This is a genomic window from Erwinia rhapontici (assembly GCF_020683125.1).
GTDB lineage: Bacteria > Pseudomonadota > Gammaproteobacteria > Enterobacterales > Enterobacteriaceae > Erwinia > Erwinia rhapontici.
Genome location: NZ_CP085627.1, coordinates 4,319,598 through 4,338,937, shown reverse-complemented (window position 1 = coordinate 4,338,937; position 19,340 = coordinate 4,319,598). Strand labels below are relative to the sequence as shown.

The 19,340-nt window shown below is 53.7% G+C and carries 21 protein-coding genes and 3 tRNA genes; 17 read left to right on the top strand and 7 right to left on the bottom strand.

Features of this window, described 5'->3' with window-relative positions; translation table 11 throughout:
- Positions 1–5: 5 nt before the first annotated feature.
- The 3 genes from LJN55_RS20025 (at position 6) to LJN55_RS20015 (ending at position 2,524) form a co-directional block, all read left to right on the top strand.
- A complete protein-coding gene (locus LJN55_RS20025) occupies positions 6–572 on the top strand; it encodes a hypothetical protein (RefSeq protein ID WP_227535124.1) in 567 nt (188 codons plus the stop codon).
- Between the two features lie 143 nt (positions 573–715).
- Entirely contained in the window at positions 716–1,150 is a 435-nt protein-coding gene (locus LJN55_RS20020) for a VOC family protein (RefSeq protein WP_212813289.1), read from the top strand.
- 168 nt (positions 1,151–1,318) lie between these two features.
- Complete coding sequence (locus tag LJN55_RS20015) at positions 1,319–2,524, top strand: MFS transporter (RefSeq protein ID WP_171149246.1); 1,206 nt, start codon at positions 1,319–1,321, stop codon at positions 2,522–2,524.
- Positions 2,525–2,550: 26 nt separating this feature from the next.
- On the opposite strand, the gene LJN55_RS20010 is transcribed toward LJN55_RS20015, so the two are convergent.
- Together LJN55_RS20010 and LJN55_RS20005 are read right to left on the bottom strand one after the other, a co-directional pair.
- The gene (locus LJN55_RS20010; RefSeq protein WP_133842415.1) at positions 2,551–3,021 is read right to left on the bottom strand and encodes a YbaK/EbsC family protein; all 471 of its coding nucleotides are present in this window, start codon (positions 3,019–3,021) and stop codon (positions 2,551–2,553) included.
- A 221-nt stretch (positions 3,022–3,242) separates the two neighbouring features.
- The gene (locus LJN55_RS20005; RefSeq protein WP_133842414.1) at positions 3,243–4,340 is read right to left on the bottom strand and encodes a GGDEF domain-containing protein; all 1,098 of its coding nucleotides are present in this window, start codon (positions 4,338–4,340) and stop codon (positions 3,243–3,245) included.
- 249 nt (positions 4,341–4,589) lie between these two features.
- On the opposite strand from LJN55_RS20005, the gene LJN55_RS20000 reads away from it, so the two are divergent.
- Entirely contained in the window at positions 4,590–4,826 is a 237-nt protein-coding gene (locus LJN55_RS20000; RefSeq protein ID WP_133842413.1) for a DUF1435 domain-containing protein, read from the top strand.
- A gap of 137 nt (positions 4,827–4,963) precedes the next feature.
- Here LJN55_RS20000 and LJN55_RS19995 read toward each other — a convergent pair.
- The 4 genes from LJN55_RS19995 to rsmC all read right to left on the bottom strand — a co-directional run bounded on the left by LJN55_RS19995 (position 4,964) and on the right by rsmC (position 6,534).
- Positions 4,964–5,050, bottom strand: a tRNA-Leu gene (locus LJN55_RS19995).
- A 34-nt stretch (positions 5,051–5,084) separates the two neighbouring features.
- Positions 5,085–5,171 (bottom strand) — tRNA-Leu (locus LJN55_RS19990).
- 33 nt (positions 5,172–5,204) lie between these two features.
- A tRNA-Leu gene (locus LJN55_RS19985) sits at positions 5,205–5,291 on the bottom strand.
- Positions 5,292–5,505: 214 nt separating this feature from the next.
- Positions 5,506–6,534, bottom strand: coding sequence for a 16S rRNA (guanine(1207)-N(2))-methyltransferase RsmC (gene rsmC, locus LJN55_RS19980; RefSeq protein WP_159336852.1), 1,029 nt, complete (start codon positions 6,532–6,534; stop codon positions 5,506–5,508).
- A 107-nt stretch (positions 6,535–6,641) separates the two neighbouring features.
- Here rsmC and LJN55_RS19975 point away from each other — a divergent pair, with 107 nt between their 5' ends.
- Genes LJN55_RS19975 through yjjG form a run of 3 tightly spaced genes read left to right on the top strand, consistent with a single transcriptional unit; the run spans position 6,642 to position 8,157 of the window.
- Positions 6,642–7,061, top strand: coding sequence for a DNA polymerase III subunit psi (locus tag LJN55_RS19975; RefSeq protein WP_133842411.1), 420 nt, complete (start codon positions 6,642–6,644; stop codon positions 7,059–7,061).
- Positions 7,024–7,464, top strand: coding sequence for a ribosomal protein S18-alanine N-acetyltransferase (gene rimI, locus LJN55_RS19970; protein WP_133842410.1), 441 nt, complete (start codon positions 7,024–7,026; stop codon positions 7,462–7,464). The genes LJN55_RS19975 and rimI overlap by 38 nt, the downstream gene beginning before the upstream one ends.
- Before the next feature lie 15 nt (positions 7,465–7,479).
- Entirely contained in the window at positions 7,480–8,157 is a 678-nt protein-coding gene (gene yjjG, locus LJN55_RS19965; protein ID WP_227535123.1) for a pyrimidine 5'-nucleotidase, read from the top strand.
- An 88-nt stretch (positions 8,158–8,245) separates the two neighbouring features.
- Here yjjG and yghU read toward each other — a convergent pair whose 3' ends face one another.
- Entirely contained in the window at positions 8,246–9,097 is an 852-nt protein-coding gene (gene yghU / locus LJN55_RS19960) for a glutathione-dependent disulfide-bond oxidoreductase (protein WP_227535122.1), read from the bottom strand.
- Positions 9,098–9,241: 144 nt separating this feature from the next.
- Here yghU and LJN55_RS19955 point away from each other — a divergent pair, with 144 nt between their 5' ends.
- The 10 genes from LJN55_RS19955 to deoD all read left to right on the top strand — a co-directional run bounded on the left by LJN55_RS19955 (position 9,242) and on the right by deoD (position 19,270).
- Positions 9,242–9,889, top strand: coding sequence for a DNA-3-methyladenine glycosylase I (locus LJN55_RS19955; RefSeq protein ID WP_227535121.1), 648 nt, complete (start codon positions 9,242–9,244; stop codon positions 9,887–9,889).
- 167 nt (positions 9,890–10,056) lie between these two features.
- Positions 10,057–11,646: a peptide chain release factor 3 gene (gene prfC / locus LJN55_RS19950; protein ID WP_133842406.1), complete on the top strand. Its 1,590-nt coding sequence runs from the start codon at positions 10,057–10,059 to the stop codon at positions 11,644–11,646.
- 283 nt (positions 11,647–11,929) lie between these two features.
- Positions 11,930–12,544, top strand: coding sequence for a molecular chaperone OsmY (gene osmY / locus LJN55_RS19945; protein WP_200641725.1), 615 nt, complete (start codon positions 11,930–11,932; stop codon positions 12,542–12,544).
- Positions 12,545–12,673: 129 nt separating this feature from the next.
- On the top strand, positions 12,674–12,835 hold the full coding sequence (locus tag LJN55_RS19940) for a DUF1328 domain-containing protein (RefSeq protein WP_133842404.1): 162 nt from the start codon (positions 12,674–12,676) through the stop codon (positions 12,833–12,835).
- Positions 12,836–12,930: 95 nt separating this feature from the next.
- Positions 12,931–13,980 carry a patatin-like phospholipase family protein gene (locus tag LJN55_RS19935; RefSeq protein ID WP_227535120.1) on the top strand — a complete coding sequence of 350 codons (1,050 nt, stop codon included), beginning with the start codon at positions 12,931–12,933 and terminating at the stop codon, positions 13,978–13,980.
- Complete coding sequence (locus LJN55_RS19930; protein ID WP_227535119.1) at positions 13,977–14,753, top strand: TatD family hydrolase; 777 nt, start codon at positions 13,977–13,979, stop codon at positions 14,751–14,753. The genes LJN55_RS19935 and LJN55_RS19930 overlap by 4 nt, the downstream gene beginning before the upstream one ends.
- A gap of 276 nt (positions 14,754–15,029) precedes the next feature.
- A complete protein-coding gene (gene deoC / locus LJN55_RS19925; RefSeq protein WP_200641722.1) occupies positions 15,030–15,809 on the top strand; it encodes a deoxyribose-phosphate aldolase in 780 nt (259 codons plus the stop codon).
- 90 nt (positions 15,810–15,899) lie between these two features.
- Entirely contained in the window at positions 15,900–17,219 is a 1,320-nt protein-coding gene (gene deoA / locus LJN55_RS19920; protein WP_227535118.1) for a thymidine phosphorylase, read from the top strand.
- A gap of 66 nt (positions 17,220–17,285) precedes the next feature.
- The gene (deoB, locus tag LJN55_RS19915) at positions 17,286–18,509 is read left to right on the top strand and encodes a phosphopentomutase (RefSeq protein ID WP_227535117.1); all 1,224 of its coding nucleotides are present in this window, start codon (positions 17,286–17,288) and stop codon (positions 18,507–18,509) included.
- Positions 18,510–18,550: 41 nt separating this feature from the next.
- The gene (gene deoD, locus LJN55_RS19910) at positions 18,551–19,270 is read left to right on the top strand and encodes a purine-nucleoside phosphorylase (protein ID WP_133842398.1); all 720 of its coding nucleotides are present in this window, start codon (positions 18,551–18,553) and stop codon (positions 19,268–19,270) included.
- The last annotated feature ends 70 nt before the right edge of the window (positions 19,271–19,340 follow it).

Here is a 19,340-nt window from a genome sequence, read left to right as displayed (position 1 = left end):
AGTCGATGCATTATCAACGGATATTACCGCTGGCGGTGCTGCTGCTCAGCGGCTGTAGCCTGCTGCCACAGCAGGAATTCTTCACCCCCCCACCGGCGGGGGCTGAGGTTGCCGGGCTGCGCATTATGGGCAGCACCGAGAGTAATGCCCTGTATCAAATGGAGAACGGTAAACTGCGCGGCGGGCTGATTCGTGAAAGCAACTGGGTGTTGCGCAATACGCAGGATCAGGGCATGCCAAAGGTCAGCGGTAAGGAAGCCACTTACACCAGTGATTATTTCGAAACACCGATTTATGCGGGCCGAAAAACCACGGTATATCACAGCTATAATCGCGGTAAGAACCGCTGCATGAACATCGTCAGTTTTGTTCCGGAAAAGGGCCACTACTATCAGTTGAGCCAGGCGGTTGATCTGAAAATGTATCGGTGCCGTGCCTGGCCGAATGAGCTGGTCAAAAACGCAGATGGTCAGTGGGTGCTGAAACCTATTGCTAACGTCACTTACGGTAATAAATATCTGCCACAGGATGGCGGCTGGCAGAAGATGGTGCGACTGGTTTCCGAACAGTGATCCTGCCCCTTTGCTGTTGCTTGTTTTCTGCACATAAATAGCGCTTTCCGTGCTCTCCTCGTTTTGTCCCGCACTGACGATCACTTGCTCTGCCCGGCACACGCCATGATAAACCCATCTGATGATACGAGAAGGAGCGGGCGATGAGTGCTCACGATGTGGGATTCACCCATGTAGCGTTTGAAGTGCAGGACTTACAAAAGAGTATCGATTTCTATCAGCGTTACGCCGGTATGCAGGTGGTGCATCAGCGCCAGCCGGGTGTACCAGAAGCACAAGAGGTTGCCTGGCTTTCTGACCTCTCCCGCCCGTTTGCGTTGGTACTGGTGCAGACGGCGGTCAGAAGAGACACGCCGCTTGGCCCCTTCGGCCATCTTGGTGTGGCCTGCGCCACGCGTGAAGAGATTGACGCTAAAGTCGTGATGGCTGAGAAAGAAGGGGTACTGCGTAAAGCCCCGGTTGCGTCTCCCGCTCCTGTTGGGTACTGGGCGTTTTTTGCGGACCCGGATGGCAACACCCTGGAACTGTCATACGGCCAGCAGGTTGGGCTTCAGGCTATGATAGCCCGCGATATTTAGTGGTGAAATGTTAATTAACAGGATAATTATTAGCCTGTTAACATAATGACATCGCCTTTTACAGTCTGAAGAGAACCCTGACAAAAGCGCCGTAATCTACGTCTGTCTTACATGCTATAAACAAATAATTAACATTGTTTGTGTGCCTTTAAGACAGGACTCTCTCCTATGTTTAACTGGACTTCGACTCAGCGCAACGTGGCGTTCGCCAGCTTTGGCAGTTGGACGCTGGATGCGTTTGACTTCTTTATTCTGGTGTTTGTCCTCAGCGATATTGCGGCGAATTTTCATGTCAGCATTACCGATGTGTCACTGGCGATTATGCTGACGCTGGCCGTGCGGCCTGTGGGGGCGCTACTGTTCGGCCGCCTGGCAGAAAAGTATGGTCGCCGTCCGATTCTGATGCTCAATATCATTGCGTTCACTATCTTTGAGCTGCTCTCCGCCTGGTCGCCCACGCTGATATGGTTTCTGGTATTCCGTGTCATTTATGGCGTGGCGATGGGCGGCGTGTGGGGCGTGGCTTCCTCGCTGGCGATGGAAACCATTCCTGACCGTTCGCGTGGGCTGATGTCCGGCGTGTTTCAGGCGGGCTATCCCTGCGGGTATTTGCTGGCATCGATCGTCTTTGGATTGTGCTACGGCCTGGTAGGCTGGCGCGGCATGTTTTTGATTGGTGCCGTGCCGGTTCTGCTGCTGCCGTTTATCTATTATAAGGTGCCGGAGTCGCCGGTTTGGCTGGCTGCCCGTGAGCGTAAAGAGACGGTGGCGTTGCTGCCGGTGCTGAAAAGTCACTGGAAGTTGTGCGTTTATCTGGTGCTGCTGATGGCCTGCTTTAACTTTTTCAGCCACGGTACGCAGGACCTCTATCCGACTTACCTGAAAGTGCAGCACGGTTTTGATCCCCACACGGTCAGCATTATTGCCATCTTCTACAATATTGCGGCGATCCTCGGTGGCATTTTCTTTGGTTCACTGTCGGAAAAAATTGGCCGTAAGAAAGCCATTATGATCGCGGCCTTCCTTGCGCTGCCTGTGCTGCCACTGTGGGCGTTTTCCAGCGGTTCATGGATGGTGGGTATCGGCGCATTTCTGATGCAGTTTATGGTGCAGGGCGCGTGGGGCGTGGTACCGGGCTGGCTAACCGAACTGGTGCCAGCCACTGCGCGAGCGGTGTTGCCGGGGTTTGTCTATCAACTGGGTAATCTGGTGGCGTCGGTGAATGCCACACTGCAATCGAAAATTGCCGTGGCCAACGGGAATAACTACGGGATGGCGATGGCGGTGGTTGCTGGAACGGTGGCGGTGCTGATCTGCCTGATTGTGGCGTTTGGTCGCGAAACGCGTGGGGTGAAGATCTCCGACAGCGCGTAGGGCCAGGCATGCCTGACCCTGTGTGCTTACAGGGCCGGGGGCTGGCAAACATCAACCCATTTGGCATCGGTCAGCTGTGCCATATATTCTGGCGAAATGCGTACTGCACTGTGGATGGCACCTGCGGCGGGCAGGACTTCCTGATAGTCCCTGAGCGAGATATCGCAATACACCGTCAGCGGATTTTCCAGACCAAACGGGCAGACGCCGCCCACCGGGTGCCCGGTGAGGCTTACCACTTCATCGGTGTTCAGCATTCGGGCTTTGGCACCCAGCGCCTCTTTCAGTTTGCGGTTATCCAGCCGGGCGTCGCCACGGGTCACGATCAATACCACCTGGTCTTTCACTTTGAGTGACAGCGTTTTTGCAATCTGCCCCGGTTCAACCCGGTGGGCGGCGGCGGCAAGGGCAACGGTGGCAGTGCTTTCTGACAGTTCAATGATGTCAATTTCGGGTGCGCGATCGGCAAAAAACTGCCGTACAGACTCCAGACTCATGCTGATCTCCTGCTTTTTAAGGAGATAAAATTGCCATATTGTCAGCGGTCTGTAAAACGGAAAAACAGGTATTCACTGGTAAAGAATAAACTGAGATATTAATCATTAAAAAACTTAATTCGCGCTAATACCTTAATGGTAGGCTGTTTGGCGGGAGTTTGTATTAAAAAAAAGGTTAAGTTTTTAAAATGAATTGGCCCTAAAAAAGGCCAATTTCATTTTTAAAGTGCATCGGCGGGCTGGTTAAGCGGTTTTTTTATCATATCCTGATGAGAGAGGATGGTATTACGGCCCTGATTTTTTGCCAGATATAACGCACGGTCAGCATTGGCCAGGGCATTATCAAAGTCATCTTCAATCAACGGGGCAATCCCGGCGCTAATGGTGACATGCGTCGCCACCCGATCATTAAAACGATGAGGAATTTCCAGATCCAGTACGTATTGGCGAATACGCTCTGCCAGCTTCATCGCAATCGATTCATTAACATTCGTCAATAATACCAGGAACTCTTCACCGCCGTAGCGTGTGACGATATCGCGTGATCGCACCGCGTCACGGATAGCCACTGAAACGCGAGCCAGCGCCTGATCTCCCATCGCATGGCCATAGTTGTCGTTATAAGCTTTGAAATGATCAATATCCAGCAGCAGGACGAAGTGGCTGCCGGCATGATTATCGAGAATATTTTCCAGACGGTTTTTGAGTCCGCGTCGGTTATACAGCCCGGTGAGCGGGTCCAACATGCTCAGGTCACTGTAGGTCTCTTTCTCTTCATACAACTGGCTGACAAGGCGCCGGGTAAAGTTATCGCGCCGCCGTTGCATCAGATGGTGCAGGGTAAAGCCAAACAGCGGCAGGATGATGGTAAAGAGGATAACCAACGTATTCTGGCCGTGATCCAGCACCAGTACCGCCACAGACGCCGGGAGGGTGTGCAGACAGAAGGCGAACAGGTGATCGCCCAGCGCAATCGCACTGATAAAGAATACGCTGACCAGAGCGATCAGCAGATAGCTGCCATCAAAATAAAAGCTCTGGTGATACTTCAATACGATTTGCCATGCCCAAAGTAATCCTGTCAGCAGTGCGGCAATATTTAATAGCGGAAATTGACCTAAAGGTTTTAAAACCATCCATATTAACAACGTAATGCTCAATATTATGATGGCTGCCGTTGGTACAGTAACCATGGATGTGGCAATGCTATTAACATTAAACAGACAAAAGATGGCGGTAGCTGTGTTTAAAAAAAGAAATAGCATCAGCGATAGCCGATGCTTGCTGTGAAGCAATTCATCGTAGCTTTGTAATTTCATTATAGTTACTCGTGACTGCCCTGAAATATCAAAGTGCTGGCACGCAGACTCGACTGATATCTCGTAATTGGAATAGTTTAGAGCCGTTATTATTAGATTTTTCTGAATGGTAATCGTTGCCAATTTACCACTTAAACCTGGGGCTGTCATCCGCAGGGACAAAGTTTCAACAATGTTGCTGCAAAGTGATAAAAACTATCATATGCTATTGGTAATCATTATCATTTGAGGTTGTGTGGGGTTAGCGGGATGATCGGTAAAAGACTGGACAGTGGGTGGGGTGTACTGATTCCTTGCGCCATGATGCCGCTGGTGGCGTTAATGGAGTTGTCATTCAGTGAGTGGCGTGTGCTGATGGTCGTGGCATTTCTGGCAACCGTGGTGATGCTGTTTCACAAGCGTCTGCGCCACTATATGCTGCTGCCTTCCTGCATCGCACTGGCTGGCGGTCTTGCGGCGATTTCAGTGAATTTTACGACGATCTGACCAGCGGAGATCATCCGGGCTGATAAACAAATAGCAGGGAGCGTTTTGGCGTCAGAAGTACGGTATGGATAAAGATAAGGCGGATGAATAATGAAATCAGAAGGATATCGTGGGAGTCACTGCAGAGGGATTCAACATGGTGCGAAGAGAGGGACTTGAACCCTCACGTCCGTTAAGACACTAACACCTGAAGCTAGCGCGTCTACCAATTCCGCCACCTTCGCGTCCTGTTGAACTTTCTATTCATATCACCGCATTTGGTGCGAAGAGAGGGACTTGAACCCTCACGTCCGTTAAGACACTAACACCTGAAGCTAGCGCGTCTACCAATTCCGCCACCTTCGCGCAGATGCTGCGTAATATGAACAACGTGGTTTTTGGTGCGAAGAGAGGGACTTGAACCCTCACGTCCGTTAGGACACTAACACCTGAAGCTAGCGCGTCTACCAATTCCGCCACCTTCGCATACCCGCAACATAACAACGTTATATCGCAACCACGGAGGCGCATTCTAGAGATTTTATGAAGTACGTCAACAGTTATTTCTTATTGTCGAAACAATCGCCTGGAAAACCAACGGAAGCGGCTCATGCGGCCCTGACCCCTACGGATTCTGAGTTGAAATCCCAGGGGCGAGGCAAGCCTCGCCCGGTGCCATCATCCGACACGTCACAGAGGATTATTTCTTCGGTGGACGGCCTTTCACGGCACGGTAAACCTTGAAGCGTCCGTTCTGCAACAGCACTTCATGGCTGCCAAAGGTTTCGTCCAGCACCTGTGGGTAAGGCAGGAAGGCGTTCGCCACGATCCTAAGTTCACCGCCGGTGTTAAGGTGAGTAATGGCCCCCCGGATCAGCGTCTGTGCAGCATCCAGACTGGTCTGCACGCCGTCATGGAACGGTGGGTTGGAGAGGATCATGTCAAAGCGGCCCGGAATGTCGGAGTAGACATTACTGGCGAACACTTCACCTTCCAGCTGGTTCGCCGCCAGCGTGGCTTTACTGGCTTCAATCGCCGCCGCATTCACGTCGGTCAGCGTCAGGCGCACTTTCGGCGAGTGACTGGCCAGCAGGGCAGCAATTACCCCCGCGCCGCAGCCCATATCCAGCACTTTACCTTTGGTGTGCGGTTTAAGGGTGGAGAGCAGCAGCTGGCTGCCAATATCCAGTGCATCGCGGCTGAACACGCCAGGCAACGTTTTAATCGTGAGATCGCCGAGCGGGTATTCATCCCAGAAACTGTCAACGTCGAAGGTCGGTTGCTTGTCCAGGCGGCCATGATAGAGACCACAGCGGCGAGCGCTGTCGATCTTAGTGACCGTTGCCCAGCCTTCCAGCATCTGCTCCGCACTGCGAACGCCGCTGCGGTTTTCGCCGATAACGAAAATATCGCAGCCCACGGGCAGCAGTGACAGCAGATTCTGTAACTGGAACTGTGCTTCTGGTTTGTTCTTTGGCCAGTAATAGACCAGAGTGTCGCAGTCGGCGACCACCTCAGCGGTGGCAACCAGGCCATAATGGGCGCTTTCCCCAAGGGCACGGCTGAGGATCTGCCAGTGATGGTATTGCTGGGTATGTACCCGGCTCAGTGCCGTTTCCAACTGGGCGGGCAGGTCATCCTGCAGGTCACCAGCAAACAGCACGCGGCGTTCAGTAAACTCATCACTATGGCGCAGTATCACTTCACTGGCCGGGGTAAATGCGGACATCGATGGCTCCTTATAAATCAGAGCGGCGATTATAGTCGTTTGTTGGCGCAGTTTCGACGAATTTGCTAGCATGGCGACGCAATCAGGCGACCAGACAGGAAAAAAAGATGTCTTCCAGACGTGACTGGTTATTACAGCAAATGGGCATAACGCAGTATACGCTGCGGCGTCCGCGTGCCTTGCAGGGGGAAATTGCGGTGACCTTGCCCGCAGAAATTCGCCTGGTGATTGTGGCAGAAACGCCCCCGGTGCTGAACGATCCGTTAGTGATGGACGTTCTGCGCGCACTGAACCTGCATGAGCCGCAGGTGCAGATATTTACCCCTGACCAACTTATGATGCTGCCGGATGACGCCCGCTGTGCCAGCTGGTGTTTAGGGCTCGATGCTCCGGTGCCACTGGCCGGAACCCAACTGGCTTCGCCTTTGCTGGCGGAGCTTTATCACAATGCCGACGCCAAACGGGCGCTCTGGCTGCAGATTTGCCAACATGAATCAGATTTCTTTACTCACCCCGAACGATCTTGAACAGGCGTTTGCCATTGAGCAGCGCAGCCACGCTTTTCCCTGGTCAGAAAAAACCTTCTCCAGCAATCAGGGCGAACGTTACCTGAACTTTCGCCTGGAGGTGGACGGCGTGCTGGCCGCCTTTGCCATTACGCAGGTCGTGCTGGATGAAGCTACGCTGTTTAACCTGGCCGTTGATCCGGCGTTTCAGCGCCGTGGCCTCGGGCGCCAGCTGTTACAGCATCTGATTAGCGAGCTGGAACAGCGCGGCGTACTGACGCTGTGGCTGGAGGTGCGCGCGTCTAACACGGCGGCTATCGCGCTTTATGAGCAGTTGGATTTCAATGAAGTCTCAATACGCCGCAACTATTATCCGACGATAGACGGTAAAGAAGACGCGATCATGATGGCTTTAACTATTTAACAGGGAATCTCACTGATGCTAAAAGACTGGGACTGGATTTTATTCGACGCTGACGACACGTTATTCCACTTCGATGCGTTTGCCGGTTTGCAGCGTCTGTTTCAGCAGTACGACGTGCAGTTTAGCCGTGCCGATTACGATGATTATCAGGCGATTAATAAACCGCTGTGGGTGGATTATCAGAACGGGGCGATCAGCGCCTTGCAGTTACAGCATCAACGTTTTGAGAGCTGGGCCGCGAAGCTGGATGTGACCGCTCAGGACCTGAACAGTGGCTTTTTGAGCGCAATGGCTGAGATTTGCACGCCGCTGGTTGGTGCCGTCGACCTGTTGAATGCGCTGAAGGGCAGGGTGAAAATAGGCATCATCACCAACGGCTTTACGGCCCTTCAACAGGCGCGTCTGGAACGTACCGGCTTCCTGGGCGTGTTTGATCTGCTGGTGATTTCTGAGCAGGTGGGCTATGCCAAGCCGCATCCGGCGATCTTTGATTATGCGCTGACCCGCATGGGCAATCCTTCGCGTGAGCGGGTGTTGATGGTCGGGGATAACCCGGATTCAGATATTCTGGGGGGGATTAATGCGGGTCTGGCCACCTGCTGGCTGAATGCTGAGGGTCGGGCGCAGCCGGAAGGGATCAACCCGACCTGGCAGGTCACATCGCTGAAAGAACTCCAGGATAAATTAGTGTAAGGGCGGACCGAAAAAAAGGCACGCCCCCGACGTGTAGGGGCCGATCATTGTTTTCGATCGGCCCGTTTACGTTGCCCGGTCAGGTGTTTTACCGCCCCAGTTTGTCGAAATCTGATGCGTCGTGACGTTCAGGCAACTGCTCTTCCGGCGCACCCCATGTCCGGTTGACGATGCGGCCGCGTTTGACGGCCGGGCGCTGTGCGACTTCTTCGGTCCAGCGCACCAGATTTTTGTATGAGGCGGCATCAATAAACTCTGCGGCTTCATACATCAATCCCTGCACCAGCGCGCCATACCACGGCCAGATAGCGATATCGGCAATGCTGTATTCGTTTCCGGCAATGTAGCGATGCTCTGCCAGTTGCTTATCCAGCAGGTCGAGCTGACGCTTGGCTTCCATCGTGAACCGGTCAATGGCGTATTCAATTTTGACCGGGGCATAGTGATAGAAATGCCCGAAGCCGCCACCAAGATAAGGCGCCGCGCCCTGTAGCCAGAATAACCAGTTCAGCACTTCAGTACGTCCCGCCGCATCTTTTGGCAGGAAATGCCCGAATTTCTCCGCCAGATACAGCAGGATTGCACCAGACTCAAACACGCGAGTGCCCGGAACCGTGGTGGTGTCGAGCAGCGCCGGGATTTTTGAATTCGGGTTAACCGCAACAAAACCGGACGTGAACTGCTCACTTTCACCAATGCGGATCAGATGCGCGTCATATTCCGCGCCCTGCACGTTCAGTGCCAGCAACTCCTCCAGCAGGATGGTCACTTTCTGGCCGTTTGGTGTGCCCATGGAGTAGAGCTGCAACGGGTGTTTCCCGACGGGCAGGCTGGCGTCAGAACGTGCACCCGCGGTTGGGCGGTTAATGCTGCCCCAGGTGCCACCCAGACCTTTATTCTCGCTCCAGACTTTGGCTGGTTGATAGTCGTTGTTACTCATAGCAGTAATGGTCCTTTCTTAGGGGAACGGGATCGCGATGGCCTGAAAGTATGGACCATGCCGATAAATACAGTTCACATATAGCATTCTCTGCAACCCCAGGTTTATCCTCAATGAGCACTGTTGATCAAAAGGAGAGGAAAAATGGCGGCATCTGACAACGCGCATCTTGAGCAGGAGGGGCTGATAACAACCCTGGATGGACGGCGCTGCTGCGCCTGGCAGGCGACAATGCCTGACTATCATGATCGCGAATGGGGCAGGCCTGTAGTGAGCGATCGCCTGCTGTTTGAAAAAGTCTGTCTGGAAAGTTTTCACTCTGGCATGTCGTGGCAGATGATTTATAACAAGCGCGAAAACTTTCGCCGTGCGTTCGACGGTTTCGATTTCTCTCTCGTCGCGCAGTATGACGAGCAGGATGTGACGCGACTGATGGCAGATAAAAGTATTGTCAGAAACCGCGCCAAGATCCTCTCCGCGATTAACAATGCCCGCTGTGCGCAGAGACTGGTGGCAGAAGCCGGGTCACTGGCAGCCTGGTTCTGGCAGTTTGAACCGACAGCAGCCGATCGCCCACAGCGCATTGACCTGCATTACTGGCAAACGCAAAACACCTCACCGGAAGCGACAGCGATGTCGAAAGCATTGAAAAAACGGGGCTGGACGTGGGTGGGACCAGTGACCACTTACTCGCTGATGCAGGCGCTGGGGCTGGTGAACGATCACCTTGAGGGCTGCTGCTGCCGGGCCGAGTGTGAAGCTGAACGGGCGGCATTGCACAGGCCGTGCTGAAGAGCAGTAAGCCTGCGCGCACGCTTTCGGTTGAATAAGCGCCGGTCAGTCATTGTGTCTGACGCCGGGATAGGCGAAAATGCCGACCATTATTGATTAATCGGCTGTGAAAACCGTCGCACGCGCTCTGCCGTGCACTGGCACAGCGCCAAACCAGAAGAAGCTTCATGTCAAATGCACCGTTTATGCAAGAGGTGGCTCGTCGCCGCACTTTTGCCATCATTTCTCACCCGGATGCCGGTAAAACCACCATCACTGAAAAAGTGCTGCTGTTCGGACAGGCTATTCAGACCGCCGGTACGGTAAAAGGCCGTGGCTCTAACCAGCATGCAAAATCTGACTGGATGGAGATGGAAAAACAGCGTGGGATCTCGATCACCACCTCGGTGATGCAGTTCCCTTATCGCGGTAGCCTGGTCAACCTGCTGGACACCCCAGGGCACGAAGACTTCTCCGAAGATACCTACCGTACGCTGACGGCGGTTGACTGCTGTCTGATGGTGATTGACACCGCAAAAGGCGTTGAAGATCGTACCCGTAAGCTGATGGAAGTCACCCGTTTGCGTGATACGCCGATCCTGACGTTTATGAACAAACTTGACCGTGACATCCGCGACCCGATGGAAGTGATGGACGAAGTTGAGAGTGAGCTGAAAATCGCCTGCGCGCCAATCACCTGGCCTATCGGTTGTGGCAAACTGTTCAAGGGCGTTTACCACCTGTACAAAGATGAAATCTACCTTTATCAGAGCGGTAAGGGCCATACCATTCAGGAAGTGCGCATCGTCAAAGGGCTGGATAATCCGGAGCTGGACGCGGCGATTGGTGAAGATCTGGCGGCACAGCTGCGTGATGAGCTGGAGCTGGTGCAGGGGGCTTCGCATGAGTTCGACCGCGATGCTTTCCTGGCAGGTAAACTAAGCCCGGTATTCTTTGGTACGGCGCTGGGTAACTTCGGCGTTGACCATATGTTGGACGGGCTGGTGGAGTGGGCACCCTCACCGATGCCGCGTGACACTGACGTGCGTACCGTCAGCGCCACGGACGAGAAATTTACCGGCTTCGTGTTTAAGATCCAGGCCAATATGGACCCGAAACACCGTGACCGCGTGGCCTTTATGCGAGTGGTGTCCGGTAAATATGAAAAAGGCATGAAACTGCGTCAGGTCCGTACCGGGAAAGATGTGGTGATCGCCGATGCGCTGACGTTTATGGCGGGTGACCGTTCGCACGTTGAAGAAGCGTATCCGGGCGATATTATCGGTCTGCATAACCACGGTACCATCCAGATTGGCGACACCTTTACCCAGGGTGAGAACATGAAGTTCACCGGTATTCCGAACTTTGCCCCGGAACTGTTCCGTCGTATTCGTCTGCGCGACCCGCTGAAGCAGAAACAGCTGCTGAAAGGGCTGGTACAGCTGTCAGAAGAGGGAGCAGTGCAGGTGTTCCGCCCGGTGCACAACAACGATCTGATCGTTGGCGCTGTCGGGGTATTGCAGTTCGATGTGGTCGTTGCGCGTCTGAAAAGCGAATACAACGTGGAAGCGATCTACGAAGCGATCAACGTCTCTACCGCCCGCTGGGTGGAGTGCAGTGACGCGAAGAAGTTTGATGAATTCCAGCGTAAAAATGAGGTCAACCTGGCGCTTGATGGCGGTGACAACCTCACTTATATCGCACCGACCATGGTGAACCTGAATATTACCCAGGAGCGTTATCCTGACGTGGTGTTCCGCAAAACCCGCGAGCATTAATCCCGCAGAGGGGCGGACCTTGTTTCCCGGTCCGCCCTGAATAATAGTTACAGACTCCTCCTAAAACCCCTCTTTTTTGCTTCTTTATCCATCAAATCAACCACCATTCCCGGTGAAATCCTCATTACCGACTATATTCATGTCTACAGGACGAAAAATATGCGGCGCGATGGCTGCAACGTTCGATGGCAAAAGCAGCACGAATTGCCGACAACTACAGTCACGCCGTTTGTGACTGAAAAGCTCACCGTTGTGAGTGGTAAAAGACAAAAGGAACGAATCGATGATGAAGACTAAGATGACAAAAACCCTGATGGCGTTAGTGGTAGGTTCTGCTCTGGTAAGCGGTTCTGCTCTGGCAGAAGGCACTTTGATGAACAAAACAGAGTCTACGGCGGATAGCGCGGGTTCGAAAATCGATAGCTCTATGAAAAAAGTCGGTGGCTACATGGATGACAGCGGCGTTACCGCTAAGGTAAAAGCCGCATTGGTGGATAACGATGCGATCAAAAGCACCGATATCTCCGTTGAAACACACAGTGGTGTGGTGACACTTAACGGTTTCGTGACCTCGCAGGAGCAGGCTGAACTGGCCGTTGCCGCTGCGAAGAAAGTGGAAGGTGTGAAATCCGTTAGTGACAAACTGCACGTAAAAGACGGCACAAAACAGACAGTTAGCGGCTATGCCGGTGATGCAGCAACGACCAGCGAAATTAAAGCTAAACTGTTAGCTGATGACATCGTTCCTTCGCGCAATGTGAAAGTGGAAACCACCAATGGTGTGGTACAGCTTTCCGGTACGGTGAAAACACAGGCGCAGTCTGAACGCGCTGAAGGCATTGCCAAAGCGATTGAAGGCGTTAAGAGCGTTAAAAACGATTTGACCGTTAAATCGTGATAAACCAGCGGCCCTGGTTTACCGGGGCCGCCAGTTGATTCATCTGCACAGAACAAACATTCCCCCTGCCTGGCAGGAGAGGTGAATGATAAAAAATAGTTAGACTTCACTACTGGTAAGGAGAGACATATGTTTCGATGGGGTATTATTTTTCTGATCATTGCGCTGATTGCCGCAGTCCTGGGCTTCGGTAATTTAGTGGGTGCGGCTACAGGCGCAGCTAAGATTGTGTTTTTCGTCGGTATTATTATTTTCCTTGTCAGCCTGTTTACCGGGCGTAAAAAACTCTAGTCCCTGGCCTGAGTCGCTAATTAAGCAATAAGCGCCTCACGCACCTGACCAAGAACAGGTATCCTCTTTCTCTTTACCTCGAGAGGATACCTGGCTTGGGCACACGCATTCCGATAACCCTTGGCAATATTGAGCCACTGGCGTTAACCCCCTTCCGGCCAGGTAAACTTGCCCTGGTATGCGAAGGCGGTGGGCAGCGCGGTATTTTCACCGCCGGTGTTCTGGACGCTTTCCAGCAGGCTCGCTTCAACCCCTTTGATCTGATGCTCGGCACTTCTGCCGGTGCGCAAAATTTGTCTGCCTTTGTCTGCGCCCAGCCGGGATACGCTCGCCGCGTCATCACTCGTTACACCACCTGTAAACAGTTTTTCGATCCGCTGCGCTTTGTGCGTGGGGGGCATTTGATCGATCTCGACTGGCTGATCGATATCACCCGCCAGGAATTTCCACTGGCCGTTGATGCCGGAGAGAAGCTGTTCTCCAGCGGGCGGGAATTCTATATGTGCGCCTGTCGAAGCGACGACTATACGCCTGATTATTTTTCACCGACCGCCGATACCTGGCATGACATTATCAAGGCTTCCAGCGCCATTCCGGGTTTTTACCGGCCGGGTGTTGATCTCTCCGGCGTCAGCTATCTTGATGGCGGCATCCGCGATGCCATCCCGGTGCGCGAAGCCGCACGGCGCGGGGCGGAAACCATTGTGGTGATCCGCACGGTGCCCTCGCAGATGACCTATACTCCTTTGTGGTTGAAACGCGTTGAACGCTGGCTGAGTGAGGGCGCACTGCAACCGCTGATCAACGTTTTGCAGGTGCATGAAGAGAGCTATCGCGAGATCCAGCGCTTTATCGACAACCCGCCGGATTCGCTGCGCATTATTGAAATCTATCCGCCGCGCCCACTGGCCAGCAACGCGCTCGGCAGTCGGATTGCTGCGCTCAATCAGGATTATCACCTTGGCCGCCGCTGTGGGCGTTATTTTCTTGCCACGCTCGGTCAGTGGCTAAACGACGGCAACCGTCTTATCCGGCGGCCGGTGGTGCCATTGCTGCCCGTTGCCAATGAACCGCATCGGCAGGGGATTAACCTGCCATCGTTGCCGGGTAATGATGAAGATTTTGATAAAGGATCGCTGGCATGACGCTGCGCTTTGTAGACACCCACTGCCATTTTGATTTTCCGCCGTTTGTGGGGGATGAAACGGCCAGCCTGCAACGGGCGGCTGCCGCAGGCGTGGAGCGAATTATTGCTGTTGGCGTCTCCGCAGAGCGCTTTGATGGGGTGATTGCGCTGGCTGAGTGCCATGATGCGGTTTATGCCGCGCTCGGCGTGCATCCAATGGCGATTGCAGAGCATCGGCCTGAGGATTTGCAGGCGCTGGAGCAGCATCTGCAACGGCGGCACCCGAAGCTGGTGGCGATTGGGGAAATTGGCCTCGATCTCTACATCGACAATCCGCAATTCGAACGACAGCAGGCGCTGCTGGATGCGCAGCTAAGGATGGCGCGTGATTATGACCTGCCGGTGATCCTGCATTCACGCCGCACTCATGACAAGCTGGCGATGCATCTGCGCCGTATCAACCTGCCGCGTTGCGGTGTGGTACATGGTTTTGCCGGCAGCGAACAGCAGGCGCTGGCCTTTATCCGTGCGGGCTATGCAATTGGCGTGGGCGGTACTATCACCTATGAACGCGCCAGTAAAACCCGGCAGACACTTTCCCGGCTGCCGCTGACCTCGCTGCTGCTGGAAACGGATGCACCCGACATGCCCTTACAGGGATTTCAGGGGCAGCCCAACCGCCCGGAGCGGGTCAGGGATGTCTGGGAAACGTTGTGTGCGCTCAGACCCGAATCCCCGCAACATATTGCTGATACTCTGCGAGAAAACACCCGTACGCTATTTGGCGTGTGAGCTGACGATACTTTTATCCTGCCACATCACGAAAAACAGAATGTTATAATTATAACATTTCCTTATGATGTCGCTGAGCGCCGTCACTTGCCTCCATGGCGCCTCTTGGTGTGATGGGCTTCAATTTTCTTACGGAAATGATGAAACAAGAATCCTTTTATTGTGAAATTACCCACAAAATAGTTTCATGCTGACTGTTATAATTTTAACATTACAGGGCGTCGCGGGTTGAGAATATGTCGACCCCGCCCTCATAAAACCTGTCTGGAGAGAATGATGTCCGATGTGAAAACTCAGGCGCTGCGTGCGCTGCAACTGATGGATTTAACCACGCTCAATGAGGATGATACTGACGCTAAAGTGATCGCGTTATGTCATCAGGCTAAATCTCCGGGTGGTAACACGGCAGCCATCTGTATCTACCCGCGTTTTATTCCGATTGCCCGCAAGACATTGCGTGAACAGGGGACCCCAGATATTCGCATCGCGACGGTGACCAACTTCCCGCACGGCAACGATGATATTGATATTGCGCTGGCGGAAACCCGTGCAGCGATCGCCTACGGTGCGGATGAAGTGGATGTGGTATTCCCGTACCGCGCACTGATTGCGGGTAACGAAACGGTCGGCTTTGAACTGGTAAAAGCCTGTAAAAAGGCGTGTTCAGACGCCAACGTGCTGTTAAAAGTGATTATTGAAACGGGTGAGCTGAAAGAGGAAGCGCTGATCCGTAAAGCTTCCGAAATTGCCATCGATGCGGGCGCTGACTTTATCAAAACCTCAACGGGGAAAGTGCCGGTTAACGCCACTCCTGCTGTGGCGGAAATCATGATGCGTGTTATTGCCGAAAAAGGGGTGAAGCAGCAGGTCGGCTTCAAGCCTGCCGGTGGCGTACGCACCGCCGATGATGCTGCACTGTATCTGAAACTGGCTGATGACATTCTGGGTAGCGACTGGGCCGATGCCCGTCATTTCCGTTTTGGTGCTTCCAGTCTGCTGGCCAGCCTGTTAAATGCGGCGGGCTTCTCAGGCGCAACCAGCGACAGCAAATACTAACAGCTGTCGGGTCAGGTCTGCCTGGCCTTTGTAGGGGTTGGGCATGCCCGACCCGTTTAAGCATTTTCGCTATTAATACCGGGGGTTACCGTGTTTCTGCCACAAGAAATTATTCGAAAAAAACGTGATGGGCAGGTATTAAGCGAAGAAGAGATTCGCTTTTTTATCAATGGTGTGCGTGATAACACGGTCTCTGAAGGGCAGATTGCTGCACTGGCAATGACGATCTACTTCCACGATATGTCGCTGCCTGAGCGCGTGGCGTTAACCATGGCAATGCGTGACTCCGGTTCGGTACTCAACTGGAAAGCGCTTAATCTCAATGGCCCGGTGGTGGATAAACACTCCACGGGGGGCGTTGGCGATGTGACCTCCCTGATGCTGGGGCCAATGGTCGCGGCCTGTGGCGGCTATGTGCCGATGATCTCTGGCCGTGGCCTCGGTCATACCGGCGGTACGCTGGATAAGCTTGAGGCGATCCCTGGATTTGATATTTTCCCGCAGGACGATCGTTTCCGTCAGATCATTAAAGACGTGGGTGTGGCGATCATTGGCCAGACCAACTCACTGGCACCGGCAGATAAACGTTTCTATGCCACACGTGATATTACCGCCACAGTTGACTCGATCCCGTTGATTACGGCGTCGATCCTCGCCAAAAAACTGGCTGAAGGCCTGGATGCGCTGGTGATGGACGTGAAAGTGGGGTCAGGTGCGTTTATGCCGACGTTTGAAAAATCAGAGGCGCTGGCGCAGGCGATTGTTGGCGTGGCGAACGGCGCGGGATGCAAGACCACCGCGTTGCTGACGGACATGAATCAGGTGCTGGCATCCAGTGCAGGAAATGCGCTGGAAGTGCGCGAAGCGGTGCAGTTCCTGACCGGTGAATACCGCAATCCGCGACTGCTGGAAGTGACGATGGCGCTGTGCAGCGAGATGCTGCTCTCCGGTGGCCTGGCAACGTCGGCAGATGATGCGCGCAGCAAGCTTCAGGCTGTGCTGGATAATGGCCGTGCGGCTGAAATATTTGCCCGTATGGTGGCAGCACAGAAAGGACCGACAGACTTTATTGAACGGATGGACAGTTATTTGCCTGCACCGATGTTGAGCAAAGCGGTGTTTGCCGACAGGCCTGGCATCGTTAATGCCATGGACACGCGTGCACTTGGCATGGCGGTAGTATCGCTGGGTGGCGGCCGTCGTCGCGCCAGTGACAGTATTGATTACAGCGTAGGTTTCAGCGAGGTGGCGCAACTGGGTGATGCGGTGGACGGTCAGCGTCCGCTGGCCGTGATCCACGCGTCTGATGAAGCCAGCTGGCAGGAAGCGGCCAGCGCGGTAAAACGCGCCGTTGCCGTTGGGGAGGGCGTACCCGCCTCAACGCCAGTTATTTATCGCAGAATATCCTGAGAAGGAGTATTCTGTTCTGATCGCATTTTTTTAACGCTCATCGCGACTATCGCGCAGGAGATCAGGATGAAACGTGCATTTATCATGGTGCTTGATTCCTTTGGGATCGGGTACAGCAAAGACGCCGACAAGTTTGGCGATAAAGGCTCGGATACCCTCGGACATATTGCTGAGGCGTGCTTCAAGGGTGAAGCAGACAAAGGGCGTAAAGGCCCACTCCATCTGCCCAACCTCACGGCACTGGGTTTAGGTAAAGCGGCGGAAGCCTCCAGCGGTAAATTCCCGCTGGGGCTGGATAAAGACGCCGAGATTATTGGCGCTTACGCATACGCCAGCGAGCTCTCCTCCGGGAAGGACACGCCGTCGGGTCACTGGGAAATCGCCGGTGTACCTGTGCTGTTTGACTGGGGGTACTTCAGCGATCTGGAAAATAGCTTCCCGCAGGAGCTGCTCGATCTGTTGGTGGAAAAAGCCAATTTGCCGGGTTATCTCGGCAACTGCCACTCTTCCGGCACGGTGATCCTCGACCAACTGGGCGAAGAACATATGAAAACCGGTAAGCCGATTTTCTATACCTCTGCCGACTCGGTGTTCCAGATTGCCTGCCACGAAGAGACCTTCGGCCTTGATCGCCTCTACGAACTTTGTGAGATTGCCCGTGAAGCGCTTACCGAAGGGGGGTACAATATTGGCCGCGTGATTGCGCGTCCGTTTATTGGCGACAAAGCAGGAAACTTCGAGCGTACCGGGAATCGTCACGACCTGGCGGTAGAGCCGCCTGCGCCAACCGTCCTTAAAAAGCTGGTTGACGAGCAGGGCGGTGAAGTGATTTCAGTGGGTAAAATTGCGGATATCTATGCGCATGTCGGTATCACCAAAAAGGTGAAGGCGACCGGCCTGGATGCGCTGTTTGATGCCACTGTCGCTGAAATGAAAACAGCGCCGGACAACAGTATTGTGTTCACTAACTTTGTTGATTTTGACTCAACCTGGGGACACCGCCGCGATATTCCTGGCTATGCCGGTGGGCTGGAGCTGTTCGACCGCCGTTTGCCGGAGCTGATGGCGCAGGTGAAAGAAGGGGATATCCTGATCCTCACCGCCGACCACGGCTGTGACCCAAGCTGGGCGGGCACCGAACACACCCGCGAGCATATTCCTGTGCTGATTTACGGGCCGGGCGTGAAGCCGGGTGATTACGGTTATCGCGATACCTTCGCCGATATCGGTCAGACGGTCGCTCACTATTTTGGTCTTTCACCCATGGAATACGGTAAGTCGTTATTCTGAAGGTTGAAGTAACACTCTATTTTTTGAGATAAGGATGAAACATGGCTACGCCACATATTAACGCTGAGATGGGCGATTTCGCTGATGTTGTGCTGATGCCGGGCGACCCGCTGCGTGCAAAGCACATTGCTGAAACCTTCCTGCAGGACGCCGTGGAAGTGAACAACGTGCGCGGTATGCTGGGCTACACCGGGACGTACAAAGGCCGTAAGATCTCTGTGATGGGACACGGCATGGGCATCCCGTCTTGCTCTATCTATGCGAAAGAGCTGATCACCGAGTTCGGCGTGAAGAAAATCATCCGTGTGGGTTCCTGCGGTGCGGTACGTGCCGATGTGAAACTGCGTGACGTGGTCATTGGTATGGGTGCCTGCACCGATTCCAAAGTGAACCGCATGCGTTTTAAAGACCACGATTTCTCAGCGATTGCTGATTTTGACATGGTCCGTAACGCGGTTGATGCAGCGAAAGCGCTGGGTGTGAAAGCGCGTGTGGGCAACATCTTCTCTGCTGACCTGTTCTATACGCCAGACCCACAGATGTTCGACGTGATGGAAAAGTACGGCATTCTGGGTGTGGAAATGGAAGCTGCCGGTATCTACGGCGTGGCCGCAGAGTTTGGCGCCAAAGCGCTGACCATCTGCACCGTATCTGACCATATCCGTACCCATGAGCAGACCACTGCAGCAGAGCGTCAGACCACCTTCAGCGAGATGATTGAAATCGCACTGGAGTCTGTGTTACTGGGCGATAAAGAGTAATTTCTCCCGCGAGGCTGGCATTCAGCCAGCCTCCGTTTATCAGCGTTCCTGTCAAAAAATTACGCGAAAT